Source organism: Vogesella alkaliphila (assembly GCF_014652475.1).
Taxonomy (GTDB): domain Bacteria; phylum Pseudomonadota; class Gammaproteobacteria; order Burkholderiales; family Chromobacteriaceae; genus Vogesella; species Vogesella alkaliphila.
The window spans coordinates 80,615-100,317 of sequence record NZ_BMYW01000007.1 but is presented as its reverse complement, the minus strand read 5'-3'; the positions used below and the strand labels follow the sequence as shown (position 1 = coordinate 100,317).

The 19,703-nt window shown below is 64.6% G+C and carries 17 protein-coding genes; 14 read left to right on the top strand and 3 right to left on the bottom strand.

Going from position 1 to position 19,703, the window contains the following annotated elements:
• Window positions 1-37 precede the first annotated feature (37 nt).
• Together IE100_RS11685 and IE100_RS11680 are read right to left on the bottom strand one after the other, a co-directional pair.
• On the bottom strand, window positions 38-1,153 hold the full coding sequence (locus tag IE100_RS11685) for an ABC transporter ATP-binding protein (protein ID WP_189374417.1): 1,116 nt from the start codon (window positions 1,151-1,153) through the stop codon (window positions 38-40).
• 413 nt (window positions 1,154-1,566) lie between these two features.
• Window positions 1,567-6,369: an NAD-glutamate dehydrogenase gene (locus IE100_RS11680; RefSeq protein WP_189374415.1), complete on the bottom strand. Its 4,803-nt coding sequence runs from the start codon at window positions 6,367-6,369 to the stop codon at window positions 1,567-1,569.
• Between the two features lie 533 nt (window positions 6,370-6,902).
• Here IE100_RS11680 and aotJ (IE100_RS11675) point away from each other — a divergent pair.
• The 11 genes from aotJ (IE100_RS11675) (at window position 6,903) to IE100_RS11625 (ending at window position 15,318) form a co-directional block, all read left to right on the top strand.
• On the top strand, window positions 6,903-7,667 hold the full coding sequence (aotJ, locus tag IE100_RS11675; protein WP_189374413.1) for an L-arginine-binding protein AotJ: 765 nt from the start codon (window positions 6,903-6,905) through the stop codon (window positions 7,665-7,667).
• Window positions 7,668-7,737: 70 nt separating this feature from the next.
• Window positions 7,738-8,502: an L-arginine-binding protein AotJ gene (gene aotJ / locus IE100_RS11670; RefSeq protein ID WP_189374412.1), complete on the top strand. Its 765-nt coding sequence runs from the start codon at window positions 7,738-7,740 to the stop codon at window positions 8,500-8,502.
• Window positions 8,503-8,583: 81 nt separating this feature from the next.
• Window positions 8,584-9,273 (top strand): ABC transporter permease, encoded by a 690-nt coding sequence (locus IE100_RS11665; RefSeq protein ID WP_189374410.1) that lies wholly within the window; start codon window positions 8,584-8,586, stop codon window positions 9,271-9,273.
• Complete coding sequence (locus IE100_RS11660) at window positions 9,270-10,001, top strand: ABC transporter permease (RefSeq protein WP_189374408.1); 732 nt, start codon at window positions 9,270-9,272, stop codon at window positions 9,999-10,001. Before IE100_RS11665 ends, IE100_RS11660 begins: the two co-directional genes overlap by 4 nt.
• Window positions 10,002-10,010: 9 nt before the next feature.
• Window positions 10,011-11,138, top strand: a complete 1,128-nt coding sequence (locus IE100_RS11655) for a succinylglutamate desuccinylase/aspartoacylase family protein (protein ID WP_189374406.1) — start codon at window positions 10,011-10,013, stop codon at window positions 11,136-11,138.
• Window positions 11,135-11,950: an ABC transporter ATP-binding protein gene (locus IE100_RS11650; RefSeq protein WP_229800357.1), complete on the top strand. Its 816-nt coding sequence runs from the start codon at window positions 11,135-11,137 to the stop codon at window positions 11,948-11,950. The genes IE100_RS11655 and IE100_RS11650 overlap by 4 nt, the downstream gene beginning before the upstream one ends.
• A gap of 103 nt (window positions 11,951-12,053) precedes the next feature.
• Window positions 12,054-13,028 (top strand): GlxA family transcriptional regulator, encoded by a 975-nt coding sequence (locus IE100_RS11645; protein WP_189374404.1) that lies wholly within the window; start codon window positions 12,054-12,056, stop codon window positions 13,026-13,028.
• 164 nt (window positions 13,029-13,192) lie between these two features.
• A complete protein-coding gene (locus IE100_RS11640; RefSeq protein ID WP_229800356.1) occupies window positions 13,193-13,627 on the top strand; it encodes a MarR family winged helix-turn-helix transcriptional regulator in 435 nt (144 codons plus the stop codon).
• On the top strand, window positions 13,628-14,164 hold the full coding sequence (locus IE100_RS11635; RefSeq protein ID WP_189374401.1) for a cytochrome b: 537 nt from the start codon (window positions 13,628-13,630) through the stop codon (window positions 14,162-14,164).
• A gap of 21 nt (window positions 14,165-14,185) precedes the next feature.
• Window positions 14,186-14,728 (top strand): YceI family protein, encoded by a 543-nt coding sequence (locus IE100_RS11630; RefSeq protein ID WP_189374399.1) that lies wholly within the window; start codon window positions 14,186-14,188, stop codon window positions 14,726-14,728.
• Window positions 14,729-14,748: 20 nt separating this feature from the next.
• A complete protein-coding gene (locus IE100_RS11625; RefSeq protein WP_189374397.1) occupies window positions 14,749-15,318 on the top strand; it encodes a YceI family protein in 570 nt (189 codons plus the stop codon).
• Window positions 15,319-15,398: 80 nt separating this feature from the next.
• Here the strand turns inward: IE100_RS11625 and IE100_RS11620 are convergent, their stop codons facing one another.
• A complete protein-coding gene (locus IE100_RS11620) occupies window positions 15,399-17,045 on the bottom strand; it encodes an EAL domain-containing response regulator (protein WP_189374395.1) in 1,647 nt (548 codons plus the stop codon).
• 277 nt (window positions 17,046-17,322) lie between these two features.
• Between IE100_RS11620 and queC the strand changes: the two genes are divergently transcribed.
• From queC to queE, 3 genes are read left to right on the top strand one after another with little or no spacing between them, the layout of a single operon-like run.
• A complete protein-coding gene (gene queC, locus IE100_RS11615; protein ID WP_189374393.1) occupies window positions 17,323-18,015 on the top strand; it encodes a 7-cyano-7-deazaguanine synthase QueC in 693 nt (230 codons plus the stop codon).
• A gap of 1 nt (window position 18,016) precedes the next feature.
• Window positions 18,017-19,027, top strand: a complete 1,011-nt coding sequence (locus IE100_RS16640; RefSeq protein WP_189374391.1) for a 6-pyruvoyl trahydropterin synthase family protein — start codon at window positions 18,017-18,019, stop codon at window positions 19,025-19,027.
• A 10-nt stretch (window positions 19,028-19,037) separates the two neighbouring features.
• Window positions 19,038-19,673: a 7-carboxy-7-deazaguanine synthase gene (gene queE / locus IE100_RS11605; RefSeq protein WP_189374390.1), complete on the top strand. Its 636-nt coding sequence runs from the start codon at window positions 19,038-19,040 to the stop codon at window positions 19,671-19,673.
• The last annotated feature ends 30 nt before the right edge of the window (window positions 19,674-19,703 follow it).

The window sequence follows — 19,703 nt, the reverse complement described above, 5'->3', positions numbered from 1 at the left end:
ACGTGGGGGTTTTTACGCCTGTAGGCAGGCTTGTTTTTTAGTGGCTGACAATGGCGGAGTCCAGCGCGCGGATATCGCGTGCCATCCAGCCGACATCGAGCATGTCGCCGGCCTTCCAGCTGCTGTCCAGCTCGCCGACCGGTACCTTGACCATGAAGCCACTCTGGCCGGCGACATCGAGGCGCAGGCGCACGTGGTCGCCGAAGTAGATGAATTCCGCCAGCTTGGCCTTGAGACGGTTTTCGCAGGCTTCCGCCAGCTGGTTCAGGCGCACGCGCTCCGGACGGATCGACATCGAGGTCGGCTCGCCGTTGCGGCCAACGCAGATCGCCGAGGCCTTGACCACCTCGCCGCTGGCCAGACGCACCGCGCAGTGCTGGCCGGCAACGTCAACCACTTCGCCGTGCAGGGTGTTGTTCTCGCCGATGAAGTTGGCGACGAAGGAGTTGACCGGTGCCTCGTACAGCACGTTGGCCGCATCGATCTGCTGGATCACACCGTCCTTGAACACCGCCACGCGGTCGGACATGGTCAGCGCCTCGCCCTGGTCGTGGGTCACGTACACCACGGTGATGCCGAGGTTCTCGTGGATGTGCTTGATTTCCAGCTGCATGTGTTCGCGCAGCTGCTTGTCCAGCGCGCCCAGCGGTTCGTCCATCAGCACCAGCTGCGGTTCGAACACCAGCGCCCGCGCCAGCGCCACGCGCTGCTGCTGGCCGCCGGACATCTGGCCCGGGTAGCGGTGTGCCAGCGCGTCGAGCTTGACCATGCCCAGCGCCTTTTTCACGCGCTCGGCGATCTCGCTCTTGTTCATCTTGCGGATGGTCAGCGGATAGGCCAGGTTTTCCGCCACCGTCATGTGTGGGAACAGCGCGTAGTTCTGGAACACCATGCCGATGTTGCGCTTGTGCGGCGGCACGTTGTTCAGCAGCTGGCCGTCAAGACGGATCTCGCCGTGGGTCGGCGTTTCAAAGCCGGCCAGCATCATCAGGCAGGTGGTCTTGCCGGAGCCGGAGGGGCCGAGCATGGTAAGGAATTCCCCGCGACGGATGTCGAGGTCGAGATGCTTGACGATCAGTGACTCACCATCGTAGCTCTTCTGCACGCCACGAAAGCTGACCAGCGTGTCACTGGCCGGTGTTGAGATGCCCATCCAGTATTCTCCATTATAATTCCGCAATGCGGAACTGTGTTTCAGTTTATTCAGATTAACCAGCATCGCTTGGACTGTAAAGCGCTTTTGTTCTGCATACCGGGGCGGTCAATCTGCGCTCAACCAGCGTCTAATAATTTAATCACACCGTTTAATAAAACAAGCAAAAATTATTTTCCCCGTCCGGCCGTGTCATCCCCCTTTCTAAGACATGGGAATGAACAGCACCTTGTTGGTGCGCAAGATCCGGTCGTTCTGGCAACAAATCTGCCTATACGCGGGAAAAATGGAATTTGGTGCACCGCAACCAACCCTGCCCTGCACCACGCATTCAAACAGTTGTTTGTCGTAAAGCGACAACAAAAAAAAGCCGACCTTGCGGTCGGCTTCAAAGGGAGTAGTAAAACGGAAACTTAGGCGAGCAGGTGGTTGTTCAGCTCGCGCATGCCGGCAGACAACATCGCCAGGTCCAGCACGTCGAACGACTGCAGCTCGACGAACATCTGCTGGCAGGCCTCGACATCGGCGGCGCGCTGCGCCAGCCAGGCGTTGACGAAGGCCGCTTCGCTCGCCTCGTGCAGCGCCTGACGCGTCAGCTCGCGGTGCTGACGATACAGGTCGTCGCGCAGCGCCGAGCGCGCCAGCGATTGCCAGCGGTTGTCGCGCGGCAGCTGGGTGATGGCGGCACGCAGCCAGTCCAGCTGCAGGTCGCGGCCCAGTTGCAGGTAGTTGGCGGCAATGATGTCCAGCGCCAGCTCGCTGCCCTCTGCGATCTCGATGATGTCCATCAGCGGTACCGCGAACTCCAGACGCGCCAGCACGCTGGCCAGTGCGGCCGGTACGTTAGGTTGGTTGAAGCGGGCTTCCAGACGGGCAACCTGCGGATAGACCTCGGCACTGATCAGCTGCGGCAGTTGCTGCAGCAGCGCCTGCACCTTGGCACCGTACTGGGCGATGACCGCGTTGACCGAACCGGACGGACGGCGGTTGCGCAGTACCCAGCGCACCACGCGTTCCACCAGGGTACGCACCATCACCATCATGTCGACCTGCAGGTCGGCCGATACCTTGTTGTCCAGCGCCTCGATCTGCGTCCACAGGCTCTCTGCGTCGAACACGCGGCTGGCGATCCAGAATGCACGGGTGATGTCGGCAGCGGAGAACGCCGACTCTTCCTGCAGGCGGAACACGAAGGTCACGCCCATGCGGTTGACGATCTGGTTGGCCAGCTGGTTGGCGATGATCTCGCGCTTCAGGTGGTGCTTCTGCATCTGCTCGCCGAAGCGCTGTTGCAGCGGCTGCGGGAAGTAGTTCACCAGCACCGGCATGAAGTCGGCGTCGTCCGGCACGTCGGTCGCCAGGATCGCCTGATCCAGCGAGATCTTGCCGTAGGCCAGGAGTACCGCCACTTCCGGCGGCGTCAGACCCTGGCGTGCCAGGCGACGCTCGTTGATCTGGGTTTCCGACGGCAGGTACTCGATCTCGCGATTGAGTTCGCCGGTCTTCTCCATGTGGTTGATCATGCGCGAGTGGGCGCTGAGCATCGACGCGGCGTGGCTGCGATTGATCGCCAGCACCTGGGTCTGCAGGTAGTTGTTGCGCAGCACCAGGTGGCCGACTTCTTCGGTCATCTCGGCCAGCAGGTCGTTACGCTGTTTCAGCGTCATGTCGCCGGCCTGCATCACCGCGCCCATCAGGATCTTGATGTTGACTTCGTGGTCGGAGCAGTCGACACCGGCGGAGTTGTCGATGGCGTCGGTGCAGATGCGGCCACCGGACAGCGCGAACTCGACACGGCCCAGCTGGGTGCAGGTCAGGTTGCCGCCTTCGGCCACCACGCGCACCTGCAGGTCGCGACCGTCGACACGCACCGGATCGCAGGCGCGGTCGCGGGCGTCGGCGTGGCTCTGCGTCGAGGCCTTGACGTAGGTACCGATACCGCCGTTGTACAGCAGGTCGGCCTTGGCCTTCAGGATTTCGTGGATCAGCTCGTTCGGCGCCATGCTGTCCTTGTCGGTTTCCAGCCAGGCCTTCACTTCCGGCGACAGCGGGATGGACTTGGCGGAGCGCTCGAAGATGCCGCCGCCCTGCGAGATCAGCTCGCGGTTGTAGTCTGCCCAGCTGGAGCGCGGCAGGTTGAACAGGCGCGCACGCTCGGCGAAGCTGGCCGCCGCGTTCGGCGTCGGATCCAGGAAGATGTGCAGGTGGTTGAACGCCGCCTTCAGGCAGATGTGCTCGGACAGCAGCATGCCGTTGCCGAATACGTCGCCGGCCATGTCGCCGATGCCGATCACGGTGAAATCCTGCTCCTGGGTGTTGACGCCCAGGTGGCGGAAGTGGCGTTTCACCGATTCCCACGCGCCGCGGGCGGTAATGCCCATGCCCTTGTGGTCGTAGCCGGCGGAACCGCCGGAGGCGAACGCGTCGCCCAGCCAGAAGTTGTAGGCTTCGGAGATGCCGTTGGCGATGTCGGAGAAGGTCGCGGTGCCCTTGTCGGCGGCCACCACCAGGTACGGATCATCCGGGTCCAGACGGCGCACGTCGGCCGGCGGAATGATCTGGCCGGTCACCAGGTTGTCGGTGACGTCCAGCAGTGCCGAGATGAAGGTCTTGTAGCAGGCGATGCCTTCGGCCATGAACGCTTCGCGGTCGGACGGTGCCGGCAGTTGCTTGCCGACGAAACCGCCCTTGGAGCCCATCGGCACGATCACCGAGTTCTTCACCATCTGCGCCTTGACCAGGCCCAGCACTTCGGTACGGAAGTCTTCCATGCGGTCGGACCAGCGCAGGCCGCCACGGGCGACTTTCGAACCGCGCAGGTGCACGCCTTCGACACGCGGGCTGTACACCCAGATCTCGAACATCGGGCGCGGCTGCGGCAGGAACGGAATGGCGTTGGACTCCAGCTTGAAGGAGATGTAGGACTTGAACGCGCCCTGGGCATCCTTCTGCCAGAAGTTGGTACGGCGCGTGGCCAGGATCACCTGCAGGAAGCCGTTCAGGATGCGGTCTTCGTCGAGGTTGGCGACGTCGTTGAGCAGGTCTTTCAGCTCGGCCTGCAGGTTGGCCGCAGCGGCGTCATCAAACGCGCTCGGGTGCAGGCGCGCGGCGAACAGCTTCACCAGACGGCGGGTGATCTGCGGATAGTGCGCGACGCAGTTTTCGATGTAGGCCTGGCTGAAGGTGAGGCCGCCCTGGCGCAGGTATTTCGCCAGTGCGCGCACCAGCGAGATCTCGCGCCAGTCGAGGCCGGCCACCAGGGCCAGACGGTTGAAGCCGTCGTTTTCCACGTCGCGGGCAAACACGTGCGCCAGCAGCGTCTGGAAGTTCTGCTGCACCAGCTCGTCCTGCATCGCCTCGGCAACGGTACCCAGCTCCAGGCCGAAATCGCTGATCCAGACGGTGGCATTGTTGCGCTCGATGCGGTACGGATGCTCGTCGCGCACCTGCACGCCCATGTTTTCCAGGATAGGCAGGCTGGCGGACAGGCCCAGCGGCTGGCCGGCACGGAACAGCTTCAGGTTGTAGCCGTGGCTGCGGTTGAACGCGCGGTACAGTTTCATGGTCAGGCCATGCTGTACGGCGGCGTCCTCGATCAGCTGGATGTCCAGCACCGCGTTGCGCGCCGCGAACTCTTCGCGGTAGGCCACCGGGAAGGCGCCACGGTAGCGGTTGAACAGCAGGTTGCCCTTCTCTTCGCCGTGCGCTTCCAGCAGCAGCTGGTGCAGTTCTTCTTCCCAGCCGCGCACCACGCGGGCGATCTCGTTTTCCACTTCGTGCTCGTGGAACTGCGGCAGCTGGCCGGCCGGCACGCGGATGATGTAGTGCACGCGCGCCAGCGGGCTGTCGCTGATCTGCACGCTGAACTCGGCGGAGGCACCGTTGAAGGCACTCATCAGCACTTTTTCGATCTTCAGGCGGATCTCGGTGTTGAAGCTGTCACGCGGCACGTACACCAGGCTGCTGACGTAGCGGTGGTAGCGGTCGGCACGGGTGAACAGGCGCACGCGCGGGCGCTCCTGCAGGCTGACGATGCCTTCCACGATAGGCTGCAGCGTTTCCACCGGGATCTCAAACAGCTCGTCGCGCGGGTAGCTTTCCAGCACGAAGGCCAGGGTCTTGGCCTTGTAGCTGTTGTCGACGTAGTCGCAGGCACTGATCACCGACGCCACCTTCTGGCGCAGCAGCGGGATGTCCTTCGGTGCCGCCTGGTAGGCACTGGCGGTGTACAGGCCGAGGAAGCGGCGTTCGCCGATCACTTCGCCCTTGCTGTTGAAGCGCTTGAGACCGACAAAGTCCATGTAGGCCGGACGGTGCAGCACGGAGCGCGATTGCGACTTGTTGAGGATGATCAGCTGCGGCTGGTGCGCCAGTTCGCGCAGTGCCGGCGGCAGCGCCTCGAAGCTCTCCGAGTACTCCTTGCCGCCCTGATCCTTCAGGAAGCCGAGGCCGGAGTCCTTGACGATCTTCAGGCTGTCCTGGCCATCGCGCTTGACCAGGTCGTAGTCGCAGTAGCCCATGAAAATGAAGTGGTTGGCGCCCATCCAGTCGAGGAAGGCGACGGCTTCGGCCGCTTCGGCGGCACGCTCGCCCTTGATGCCGTCGAGGTCGGCACGCAGCTGCGCCAGCACTTCGCGCATTTGCGGCTCGTCGTTGACCACGCAGCGCAGATAGGTCAGCACCTGCTCCAGCTCCTGCTGCAGCGCGTGCAGCGCGTCCGGATCGCTGATGCGGTCGACCTGCACGTGGATGAAGGATTCCAGCGGTAGCGAGCGGTCTTCGGTGCGCTTCAGCGCATCGATCACGCCGTTCGCGTCGCGGCCGACCGACAGCACCGGGTGCACCAGCAGGTGCAGGTTCAGGTTGTGGCGGGTCAGCAGCATGGCGATGGAGTCGATCAGGAACGGCATGTCGTCGTTCACGATCTCGATCACGCTGTGCGTACTCTGCCAGCCGTCCCGCTCGAAGTCGGGATTGTAGATACGAGACTTCAACTGGCCCGGCGCGCGCTTGAGCGCGAATTCCAGATGCGCATTGGCCGCACCGAACAAGTCCAGGGCAGAGAAGGTCTTCAGATCTTCCGATTCGGTTTCTTCAAAGTAGAGGGGGATAAAACTACTGAGGCGGGCACGTTCCGTATCGGCCAGTTTTTGCTCAGCCACGGCTTGGATATCGGCGATCAGGCCGACAAATTCGGTCTTGTTCGTAAGCGACATGTTGCTTCTCGTTTGTTATGAGGACACAGGTGTTGTGTGGACGCATTGTAAGAGCCACCACAGACAAGGCATTTCCATATTGCGACATCCCCGTACAGATTCATTGGCTGCACTGCAGCATAGAAAAGACGGGCGATTGTCGGACAGGGTACCAGTGGCACATTTTTCATTACAGCAATGCGACGGCAAATTACACAATGGCCCTGTGGCACCCGCCGCCATTTTCGTCGAAAAATCACGACAAGTATTTGATATTGCTCACGTTTCCAAAACAAACAAAAAACCGGTAGAATGCGCCCCCTTGCCGCTTCGGCCCTCGGTATGACAGGTGGTGGATTGTACGTCGCCGCGTTGCATGCCAACATTTGCCTGCCTCCCGACAGAGGGGGCGGTAAAACAACAAAACGTTATCCAGCACCAAAGGGAAGGGCCGCGACTGGCTCGAATGTCCGGGGGAGCGCGGCGACACGCCGCCGCCTGGACATGATTCTCCTGCCCGGGGAATCCTTCATCTTTCAGAGAGATAGAGACTCATGAAAAAAGCATTTGTTCTGGCCGCGCTGGCCATGACCGCTTCCGCGTTCACCGCCCACGCCGACACCGTCCGCTTCGGCATCGACGGCAACTACCCGCCATTCGCCAAGCAGGGCGCCGACGGCAAGCTGCAGGGCTTTGACGTGGATATCGCCTACGCACTGTGTGCCGCGATGAAGGCCAGCTGCGAGATCGTGCCGCAGGACTGGGACGGCCTGATCCCGGCGCTGAACGCCAACAAGTTCGATGCCATCCTGTCGTCGATGTCGATCACCGACGAGCGCAAGAAGGCGGTCGACTTCACCAACAAGTACTACAACACCCCCAGCCGCATGATCGCCAAGGCCGGCACCAAGGTTGACCAGGCCGCGTTCAAAGGCAAGAAAATCGGTGCGCTGCGCGCGTCCACCCAGGAAAAGTTCGCCAAGGACTTCTGGGGCAAGAGCGGTGCCACCATCGTTTCCTACGGCAAGGCACCGGAAGGTTTCCTCGACCTGAAATCCGGCCGCATTGACGGCATGTTCGTCGACTCGGTGGTCGGCGACGCCGACTTCCTGAAAACCGCACAGGGCAAGGGCTTCGCCTTCGTCGGCCCGGAGTACAGCGACAGCAAGTACTTCGGCTACGGTGCCGGCATTGCCGTGAAAAAAGGCAACAAGCAGCTGACCGAGCGCCTGAACCAGGCCATCGCCCAGATCCGCAAGGACGGCAGCTACAAGAAAGTACAGGACAAGTACTTCAGCTTTAACGTATACGGCAACTAAGCCACCCCTACCCCGCCCTCAGCCGAAGGCGGGGTTTTCACACCTATAAAAACATCCTGTCGGAGAACTCATGAAGAAGCCTTTGCTCGCGCTAGGCACGCTTGCCCTTGCCCTGTCCGCAACCGTGTCCGCAGAAACCCTGCGTTTTGCCACCGATGCCAGCTACCCGCCGTTTTCGAAACAGGGTGCCGACGGCAAGATGACCGGCTTCGATCCCGACATCGCCCAGGCACTGTGCGCGGTGATGAAGGCGAAGTGCGAGATCGTGCCGCAGGATTTCGACGGCATCATCCCGGCGCTGCAGGCGAAGAAATTCGACGCCGTGATCGCATCGATGAACATCACCGAAGAGCGCAAGAAGGCGGTCGACTTCTCCGACAAGTACTACAACATGGCCAGCCGCCTGGTGGCCAAGCAGGGCACACAGGTCAACGCGGCCTGGTTCAAGGGCAAGAAGATCGGCGTGCTGCGTTCCTCGATCCAGGAAAAATACGCGCGTGACACCTTTGCCAAGCAGGGTGCGCAGCTGGTGAGCTACGGCAAGGCGCCGGAATCGTTCATGGACCTGAAGGCCGGCCGTGTCGACGCCGCCTTCGTCGATGCCGCGGTGGGTGACACCGACTTCATCAAGACCCCGAACGGCAAGGGTTTTGCGCTGGTCGGCCCCGACTACAACGAAGCGAAATACTTCGGCGTCGGCTCCGGCATTGCCGTGCGCAAGGGCGACAAGGCACTGCTGGCGCGCATCAACGGCGCGCTGAAGCAGATCCGCGCCGACGGCAGCTACGACAAGATCCAGAAGAAGTACTTCAGCTTCGACATCTACGGCAAGTAAGCGCCCGCGGGCAATACCGTGCAGCTGCGGCCAGGCCCAAGGTTGGCCGCAGCGTCCAGACGCAAAAAACGGAGTAATACCATGTTTCTACAGGGCTACCTGCCCAGCATCATGGAAGGCACCATTCTGACCCTGCAGGTTGCAGTGTCGGCATTGCTGGTGTCCGTGGTACTGGGCCTGATCGGGGCGATGTTCAAGATGTCGCCATCCAAGCCACTCGCGTGGCTGGCTGAAGTCTATTCCACCGTGGTGCGCGGCGTGCCCGACCTGGTGTGGATGCTGCTGCTGTTCTTCGGCGTGCAGATGCTGATCAACGAGCTGTTCTCGCAGATGGGCTGGGAAGCCCCGGAGATCAACTCCTTCTTCGCCGGCGTCATGACCATCGGCTTCATCTTCGGCGCCTACATGACCGAAACCTTCCGCGGCGCCATCATGGCGGTGCCCAAGGGCCAGATGGAAGCCGGCCTCGCCTACGGCATGAGCCCGCTGCGCGTGTTCCTGCGCATCACCTTCCCGCAGATGGTGCGCTTCGCGCTGCCGAGCTTCTCCAACAACTGGCTGGTGCTGGTGAAATCCACCGCCCTGGTGTCGGTGATCGGCCTCAACGACGTGATGTACCGCGCCGATACCGCCAAATCCATCACCCAGGAGCCGTTTACCGTCTACGCCGTGGTCGGCTGTATCTTCCTGGCCATCACCAGCGTGTCCGACTTCGCCCTCAAGCGCCTGGAAAAGCGCTACTCCACCGGTGTACGGGAGACTGAACTGTGATCGACCTGAACCTGATTATCGAACGCTTCCCGGCCTTCCTCGGCGGCACCGACGGCGCCCCGATCCTGTCCACCTCCGACGGCCTGCAACTGACGCTGGAGCTGCTCGGCCTGTCGCTGGCCTTCGGCCTGCTGCTGGCGGTGCCGATGGCGCTGATGCGCGTGTCGCGCAACAAGTGGGTCGCGCGCCCGGTGTGGCTGTACACCTACGTGTTCCGCGGCACCCCGCTACTGGTACAGCTGTTCATCATCTACTACGGCCTGTCGCAGTTCGACTGGGTGCGTGACAGCTGGGCGTGGGAATACCTGCGCGAAGCCTACGTCTGCGCCATCCTGGCGTTCACGCTGAACACCGCCGCCTACACCACCGAGATCCTCGCCGGCCAGATCCGCAACACCCACTACGGCGAGATCGAGGCGGCCAAGGCGATGGGCATGGGCAAGTGGCTGATGATGCGCCGCATCGTGATCCCGTCGGCGCTGCGCCGCGCGCTGCCGGCCTACAGCAACGAGGTGGTGATGATGATGCAGTCGACCTCGATCGCCGGCCTGGTGACGCTGGCCGACCTGACCGGTGTCGCCCGCCGCGTGTTCAGCGATACCTACATGCCGTTCGAGCCGTTCCTGACCGTGGCCGGCATCTACCTGGTGATGACCTTTGCCCTGGTCTGGCTGTTCAAGAAGGCCGAGCAGCGCTGGCTGGCCTACCTGGCGCCGCGCAAGCACTAAGGAGCCGTCATGCACAGAATCGATCATCCGCTGCCGCCCATCAGCCTGAACACTGCACGCCAGATCAGCAGTTTTCACTTCGGCAGCGCCGGACAGGGCGAGAAGGTCTACATCCAGGCCAGCCTGCACGCCGACGAACTGCCGGGCATGCTCACCGCTTGGCAGCTGAAGCAAAGGTTGGCCGCACTGGAGGCCGAAGGCTGCCTGCAGGGTGAAGTGGTGCTGGTGCCGGTCGCCAACCCGATCGGTCTCGACCAGAACCTGAACGGCGTGATGCTGGGCCGTTTCGAGCTGGCCAGCGGCCAGAACTTCAACCGCCACTACCCCGCCTTTGCCGCCGACATCTTTCACGAGCTGAAAGCGGAACTCGGCCGCGACGCCCGAGCCAACACCGGCCTGATCCGCGAGCGGCTGCGCGGCAAGGTCGCCGCCATCGAACCGGCGAGCGAGCTGGCCGCACAGCGCAAGACGCTGATGCTGCTGGCCTGCGACGCCGACGTGGTGCTGGACCTGCACTGCGACTGCGCCGCGGCGATGCACCTGTACACCGGCACGCCGCTGTGGCCGCAGTGCGAACCGCTGGCCCGCTATCTCGGTGCCGCCGCCACGCTGCTGGCCGAGGAATCCGGCGACAACCCGTTCGACGAAGCCTGCAGCCAGCTATGGTGGCAACTGCGCGACATGGCGGCTGCGGCCAACCTTGACGCCGCCATCGACATGGCCTGCCTCGCCGTCACCATCGAGCTGCGCGGCCAGGCCGACGTCAGCCACGCGCTGGCGGCACAGGATGCCGACGCCATCATCGCCTTCCTGCAACACCGCGGCGTGATCGCCGGCACCGCCCCGGCGCTGCCGGAGCTGCGCTACCCGGCGACGCCGCTGGCCGGCTCAGACAGCCTGCTGGCGCCGCATCCCGGCGTGGTGCACTACCACTTGCAGTCCGGTACCGTCGTCGCCGCCGGCGACGCCATCGCCGACATCATCGACCCGGTCAACGACCGCGTCACCACCTTGCGCGCCAGTCGTCCCGGCATGCTCTACGCTACAGAAAGCCGCCACTACGCCATTACCGGCCAGTGGCTGGCCAAAGTGGCCACCCCTGAATCCTTTAAAACCGGAAAGTTGCTATCAGCATGAAACCGCTAGAACATGATCTCGCCGTCGGCGCCGCCGCTGATGGCAACACCAAACTGAACGTCATCGACCTGCACAAGAGCTACGGCAGCCACGAGGTGCTGAAAGGCGTCTCGCTGACCGCCCACGCCGGCGACGTGATCAGCATCATCGGCTCTTCCGGCTCCGGCAAGAGTACCTTCCTGCGTTGCATCAACATGCTGGAACAGCCGCACAGCGGCACCATCGCCGTCACCGGCGAAACGCTGAAGCTGGTCACCGACAAGCGCAACGGCGCGCTGAAGGCGGAAGACCCGAAACAGCTGGCGCGCCTGCGCACCAAGCTGGCGATGGTGTTCCAGCACTTCAACCTGTGGGCGCACATGACGGTGCTGGAAAACATCATCGAGGCGCCGATCCACGTGCTGGGCGTGCCCAAGGACGAAGCCATCGCCCGCGCCCGCAAGTACCTGGACAAGGTCGGCCTCAAGAACGTGGAGGACAAGTACCCGTCGCACATGTCCGGCGGCCAGCAGCAGCGCGTGGCCATCGCCCGCGCGCTGGCGATGGAGCCGGAAGTGATGCTGTTCGACGAGCCGACCTCGGCGCTGGACCCGGAACTGGTGGGCGAAGTGCTGCGCGTGATGCAGGACCTGGCGCGCGAAGGCCGCACCATGGTGGTGGTCACCCACGAGATGGGTTTCGCCCGCGAGGTGTCCAACCACGTCATCTTCCTGCACCAGGGCCGCATCGAGGAACAGGGCCATCCGAAGGAGGTGCTGACCAAGCCGAAAAGCGAACGTCTGGCACAATTCCTGTCCGGCAGCCTGAAATAAGCCGTACAATCGCCGCTTGACAAGCAAGCGCCATGCTGACGATAACCTCAGCATGGCGCCTTCTTATTTGCATCGCCCTTCGCCCCATCACCAGATTGCAGACATGGTCAACGTAACTTCCGGCACCAAACCCGTCCGCTACGGCTTCCTGCTGCTGCCCAACGCGTCGATGGCCGATTTCGCCATCGCCACCGAGGTGCTGACCCGCGCCAACCAGCTGGCGGAAAAAAAGTGCTACGAGTTCCTGCCGCTGTCGCTGGACGGCCTGCCGGTCACGCTCAGCAACGGCCTGCGCCTGGCGGTGGACCTGCCGCTGGCCCACGCGCCCAAGCTGGACGTGCTGGTGGTGCTGGCCGACGAGGTCGGCGTCGACATCGCCGCCGACGAGCTGGCGCGCGTGATCGGCAGCCAGCTCAACGAACACACCATGCTCGCCGGCATCAACTGCGGCAGCTACTGGCTGGCGCGCGCCGGCCTGCTGGCCGGCCACCGCGCCACCATCCACTGGCAGGAAATCAGCCGCCTGACGGACGAATTCCCCGACGTGATCGTGTCGTCCAACCTGTACGAGATCGACGGCAACCGCCTGACCAGCACCGGCGGCGCCGCCACCTTCGACTTCATGATGGCGCTGGTTGCGGCCAACCTTGGGTCGGAATTCGCCGCGCAGCTGTCGGAAGTTTTCAGCATGGAACGGCTGCGCCCCGGCAGCGAACGGCAGCGCGTCCCGCTGGCCACCCGCATCGGCGGCAGCCAGCCCAAGCTGACCGAGGCGGTGAGCCTGATGGAGGCCAATATCGAGGAGCCGCTGACCACCGACGACATCGCCTACTACGTCGGCGTGTCGCGCCGCCAGCTGGAGCGCCTGTTCAAGCAGTACCTCGGCACCGTGCCGTCCAAGTACTACCTGGAGCTGCGCCTGAACCGCGCGCGCCAGCTCTTGCAGCAGACCAGCAAGTCCATCGTGCAGATCGGCCTCGCCTGTGGCTTCTCCAGCGGCCCGCACTTCTCCAGCACCTACCGCAGCCACTTCAACATCACGCCGCGCGAAGAACGCGCGCAGCGCACCCAAGGCTAAGCCCCACCCCGTTGCGGCCAAGCCTGGCCGCAACGCCCCGCCCTGCTCACTCATTCAGTTTTTCTGAATAGATACTCAGAAATGCTGTGTTTTATTTTGTACTAACTAAAACTATCCTGACGAGAACCAAATCCGCGATGAACACTCCTATGCAACAGCGCAGTGTGACCCGTTCTATGGCGCTGGTACGCGAGCTGGTACGCGCCTACCAGGCGTTCGAGCAGCTGAGCAGCAGCCGCATCCGCAGCCACGGCCTGACACCGCCGCAATTCGACGTGATTGCGACGCTGGGCAACACCCCGGGCATGAGCTGCAAGGAACTCTCCGGCCGCACCCTGATCACCAAGGGCACGCTGACCGGGGTGCTGGACCGGCTGCTGGACAAGGGGCTGATCAGCCGCCGTGTCGATGCCAACGACCGGCGCAGCCTGTTCGTGGCGCTGACCGCCGAGGGGGAGAGCGTGTTCCGCGCCACCTTCCCGGACGTCACCAGCCACTGCGATGGCGCATTCGATGCGATGAGCGATGAAGAACTGAAGCAGATCACGGCCACGCTGGCCGGCCTGCGTGCCGCCATTACGGCAAAACTGGAGTCCTGAATGAACATGAAGCAACGTTACCACCCTAGCCAGATCCTGCTGCACGCGGTGATCGGCCTGCTGATCGTGCTGACCTTTGCCTTCGGCAAGTACGTGGCCAGCCTGCCGCTGTCGCCGGCCAAGTTCCAGCTGATCAGCTACCACAAGTGGGGCGGCATCATCGTGCTGCTGCTGGTTGTGGTGCGCATCGTGCTGCGCCTGCTCAAGGGCGCGCCGCCGCTGCCGGCCACCATGTCGCCACTGGCCAGGCTGGCCGCCCACGCCGGCCACCTGGCGCTGTACGTACTGATGCTGGCGGTGCCGCTGTCCGGCTGGCTGATGAGCTCGGCCTACGGCATCCCGGTGGTGCTGTTCGGCGTGCTGCCGCTGCCGGACCTGATTGCGGCCAACCCTGAGCTCGCGGAACAGCTGGGCGGGGTGCACGCGCTGCTCAACCAGCTGCTGCTGATCACCGTGATCCTCCACGTGCTGGCGGCACTGAAACACCACTTTATTGACCGCGATGGTCTGCTGCAGCGCATGAGCCTGCGTCGTTAACCCGAAGGACGAAAGCCCCCGATGAAAGCCCTGTTGATTTCCGCCGGCCTGCTGCTGGCCAGCCCGGTGTTTGCCCAGACTGTCGATCTTGGCAAAAGCCAGCTCGTCTTCACCATGAAACAGATGGGCGTGCCGGTATCCGGCAGCTTCAAGAAATTCGCCGCCAAGGTCAGCTTCGACCCGGCCAAGGCCGAGCAAGGCAGCGCCGACATCAGCATCGACGTGAACAGCATCAGCCTGCCCACCGCCGACGCCAACGCCGAAGCCCGCAAGAAGGAGTGGTTCAACACCGCCCAGTTCGCCCAGGCCCGTTTCGTGTCCAGCAGCATCAAGCCGCTGGGCGGCAACCGTTACCAGGTCAGCGGCAAGCTGACGCTCAAGGGCATCACCCGCGAGCTGAGCGCGCCGTTCACCGCCACCCCCCAGGGCAAGGCCGTCAGCATCGACGGTACCCTGCCGATTTCCCGGCTCGCCTTCAGGATCGGTGAAGGCAGCTGGAGCGACACCGGCACCGTTGCCGACACTGTCGACCTGCGTTTCCGTCTTGTAGTAGCCAACCCTTGAACCACCCCGGAGTGTTAACCATGATCCGTACCACCCTGTTTGCGACCCTCATTGCGTCTGCCGGTCTGGCATTTGCGGCCCCGGCCAGCTACACCATCGACCCGAGCCACACCTACGCTGCCTACGAAGTCGGCCACCTCGGCCTGTCCAGCCAGAGCGGCGTGTTCACCAAGATCAGCGGCAACCTGAGCGTGGACGAAGCGGCCAAGAGCGGCAACGTCGACATCACCATCGACGCCGCCTCGCTGAAGACCTTCTTCGCCGATCGCGACAAGCACCTGAAGAGCGCCGATTTCTTCAACGTCGAAAAATTCCCGACGCTGAACTACAAGTCGGACAAGGTGGTGTTCAAGGGCAACAAGCCGGCCGCCGTCGAAGGCAAGCTGACCCTGCTGGGCGTGACCAAGCCGGTTACCCTGCAGCTGGTCAACGTCAACAAGGCCAAGCACCCGATGACCGGCAAGGAAAGCTGGGGCGCCAACGCGGTGGCCACCATCAAGCGCAGCGAGTTCGGCATGAAGACCTTCATCCCGGCCGTCAGCGACGAAGTGAAGCTGAACATCGTTCTGGAAGCCAGCAAGGCCGAATAAGCCTGCGGGTGATGGAACAGAGAAAGCCGCCATAAGGCGGCTTTTTTGTTGCGGCCAACCTTGCGCCGGCAAGCCGCTGCTCATGGCGTCCCCAGCAGCGACAGCAGTTCGGTCAGCGGCATCGGCCGGTAGAAGTGATAACCCTGCGCGTAGCGGCAGCCGAGCTCGGCCAGCAGCGCCGCCTGCGCCGCGTTTTCCACCCCTTCGGCCACCACCACGCAGCCCATGGCGCGGCCGAGGCTGATCAGCCCCGCGATCAGGCGCGAGTCGATGCTGCGGCCGGTGATGTCCGTCACCAGGCTGCGGTCGATCTTGATCACCTCGGCGTGCAGCCGCTTCAGGTAGTCCAGCGACGCGTAGCCCATGCCGAAGTCGTCGACCGCCAGCTTCAGCCCCAGCGCGCGCAGCGCGGCGATGTCGGCCTCGATGGCGGCGGTGAGGTAGGTCATCGAGGTCTCGGTGACCTCAATCTCGAGGTTGGCCGCCAGCGCCAGCCTCCCTGCCTGCAGCTGGGCGTTGAGAAAGGCCGGCACCCCGCGGCCCAGGCTTTGCGCCGAGATGTTGAACGACAGGATGAAGTCCGGGCGCAGGCTGACCAGCTCGGTGACCGCCTCCAGCGTCTGCGCGATCACCCAGTGGTCGAGGTCGGTGGCCAGCCCGCTGCGCTCCGCCGCCGGCACGAAGGCCCCCGGCGACAGCGCACCGATATCGGCATGCGGCCAACGCAGCAGCGCCTCGGCGCCGACGATGCGGCCGCTGAGCAGGTCGACGCGCGGCTGGAACAGCAGGGTCAGCTCGCCGGACTTCAGCGCCTGCCCCAGAAAGCGCTCGGCGTGGCGCGCCGCCTGCAGCGCCCGGTAGTCGCCGCGGCCCAGCTCGATGAAGCGGCGCGGGTTACCGGCGCTCTCGAAGTTGAGATGCAGCGCGCAGGACTCCACCAGCGTGGCGGCATCGAAGCGGCGCAGCGCCGGCGCCTGCCAGTCCAGATGGATGCACAGCGCGCTGCAGGTATAGGCGATGCTGGCGCCGCCGACCGACAGCGTCATCCTTTGCGCCAGCACCGTCGCCGCCTGCGCCGCAGCCTCCTCCGCCAGCAGCAGCGCCCAGCAGCCGTCGGACCAGCTGTACACCTGCCCGCTGCCGGCCAGCGGCGCGAGCCAGGCCAGCATGTCCTGCTGCAGCAGCGGCTGTTCGGCGGGCGCCAGGCGCATGGTCAGCGCCAGATAGGTATCGACCTTGACCAGCAGCAGCGTCTGCGACGCCTGCGCCGTGCGTGCCGCGGCCACCTGCGCCAGCAGCAGCGCCCGTCCCGGCACCGCCGGCGGTGGCGGCAGGCTGTCGCCGCGGCGGCGACGCCTGACCCTGGCGGCGATGGCGGCCAGCAGCAGCTCGAAGTCGAGCGGCTTGGACAGGTAGTCGCCGGCCCCGGACAGGCGGCCGCGCAGCGGGCTGCGGCGGTCTGCCTGCGCAGCGAGCAGGATGAACGGCAGCTGCGCCAGCTCGCCGCCCTGCGCCGCCACCGCCTCCAGCAGCTCGACGCCGCCCATGCCCGGCATCGCCACCTCGCTCAGCACCAGGTCCGGCAGCTGCTGCGCCATCAGGGCCAGCGCGGTGCGCGCGTCCGCCGCCACCAGCACGCGGTAGCCGGCAGCGGGCAGCACCTCGCCCAGCCGCTGCCGCAACCCGGCATCGTCGCCGACATACAGAATGGTGTACACATCCGCCATGGGGCGTCGCCTCGTCCTCGCTGGCCCGGTCGCAGCGGCCGGCAGCCACGCATCAGGCCGATAATTCATCCTATGCAACAAGCCGCCGGTGCGCCGCCTTTCTCGGCCCCCTGCCGCCCCGCAACCCGCAGGCAAGCGCACGCCGGTCGCGACACGCGCCGCAAAATGCTGCGCAAAAACGGCTTATAGTGGGTTAAAATGGCGGGTTAACCATGCCGGGAGAGACCGATCCCGTGTGTGCCATCCCTCTTCACCTCGACTGTTTCTCGACGGAATCATGAACAAGACATCCAAAGCCCTGGTCGTCCTTTCGGGCGGCCAGGACTCCACCACCTGCCTGTTTTGGGCGCTGCGCGAATTCGGTGCGGCCAACATCGAGGCCCTGACCTTCGACTACGGCCAGCGCCACCGCGTCGAGCTGGACGCCGCCCGCAAGGTCGCCGAGCTGGCCGGCGTGCGCCAGACCCTGCTGCCGATCGACACCTTCGCCGCCATCGGCGGCAACGCGCTGACCGACAACAGCATCGCGCCGGAACAGGGCGCGCGCGACGACGCCGACACCGCGCTGCCCAACACCTTCGTGCCCGGCCGCAACCTGATCTTCCTCAGCTTCGCCGCCGCCTTCGCCTACACCCGCGGCATCGAGCACGTGGTGACCGGCGTGGCGCAAACCGACTACTCCGGCTACCCGGACTGCCGCGAGAACACGCTGAAGGCGCTGGAACTGGCGCTGCGCCTAGGCATGGACAGCCGCGTCACCCTGCACACGCCGCTGATGTTCATGAGCAAGGCGGAAACGGTGCAGCTGGCGCAGGAGGTCGGCGCCATGGACGCGATGGCGTGGAGCCACACCTGCTACAACGGTGAAGTGCCGCCCTGCGGCCACTGCGCCGCCTGCGAGCTGCGCGCCAAGGGCTTCCTTGAGGCCGGCGTCGCCGACCCGCTCGTCGTGCGCTGCGGGGAACACTGACATGAACAGCAGCCATATCCTGGCCGGCGCCGGCTTCGAGGCGGCGCGCAACCTCGCCGGCATCGGCGAGCACGGCCACAGCTTCCGCGTGCAGGTACGCGCCGACGCCCATCCCGGCAGCGAGGCGGCCCTGCACGCCGACCTGGCCGCCGCGGTGGCGCCCTTCCACTACGCCCACGTCAACGCCACGCTGGCCGACGGCAGCGACCTGTCGATCGCGCGCTACCTCGCGTCGCAGTGCGGCCAGCCGGTGAGCCTGCAGCTGGCCAGCGCCGCCGACCGCGGTGCGCTGCTGGACGAGGACGGCAACGAGTACGTCTATCTCGACACCCGCTTCGAGGCCGCGCACCAGCTGCCGCACGTCGGCCCCGGCCACAAGTGCGGCCGCCTGCACGGCCACGGTTTCGGCGTGCGCATCGTCGTCGACGCCAGCCAGAACTGCCTCAACGACATCCTGCTCAAGGCCTGGCCGCCGCTGTTCGCGCGGCTGAACCACAAATACCTGAACGCCATCGCCGGCCTGGACAACCCGACCAGCGAGGTGATGGCGGCGTGGCTGTACCGCGAGCTGGCGGCCAACCTTGCCGGCCTCGCGTGGGTGGAGGTGCGCGAGACGCACACCGCCGGCAGCCAGTTCGACGGCGAGACCTTCCGCATCTGGAAGGAACAGCACTTCGAGAGCGCGGTGCCCTTCGACGCCGCCGGCAACTACACCGGCCACAGCTACCTGATCCGCCTGCTGCTGCAAGGCAGCGTCGACCGGGTGATGGGCTGGGTGCTGGACTTTGGCGACGTCAAGGACCGCTTCAAGCCGGTCTACCGCCAGCTGGACCACAACCCGCTGGACAAGCTGCCCGGCGTCCGTGCCGCCGACGCCGCCAGCGTCGCCGAGTGGGTGCACGGCGAACTGAAGCCGCTGGTGCCGGAACTCTCCCGCATCGACCTGATGGAAACCCCGCAACGCGGCGTGTCGCAGACCTTCCGCGGCGACATGCAGTGGCCGCTGCTGTAAGGAGACGACGATGACCATCTATACCGTCAAGGAAATCTTCTACACGCTGCAGGGCGAAGGCCGCCAGGCCGGCCGCGCCGCGGTGTTCTGCCGCTTCTCCGGCTGCAACCTGTGGTCCGGCCGCGAGGAAGACCGCAGCAAGGCGATCTGCCAGTTCTGCGATACCGACTTCGTCGGCACCGGCGACGACGGCGGCAAGTTTGCCGGCGCCGCCGCGCTGGCCGCGCGCATCGCCGCCGAATGGCGCGGCGCCGGCGGCCAGCCCTACGTGGTGTTCACCGGCGGCGAGCCGCTGCTGCAGCTGGACGACGCGCTGGTCGACGCCATGCACGTGCAGGGCTTCGAAGTCGCCGTGGAAACCAACGGCAGCCTGCCGGCCCCGGCCGGCATCGACTGGATCTGCGTCAGCCCCAAGGCCGGCGCCGACTGGGTGCAGAAAAGCGGCCACGAGCTGAAACTGGTGTTCCCGCAGCCGACGCTGCTGCCGTCGGAACTGCCGGACGACCTGCAGTTCGAGCACTACTACCTGCAGCCGATGGACAGCCCGCTGCAGCGGCAGAACACGCAGGAAGCCATCGCCTGGTGCATGGCGCACCCGGAGTGGCGGCTGTCGGTGCAGACCCACAAGGTGATCAACATCCGCTGAACGCGGCGTCCTGGCAATAAACAGCAAAAA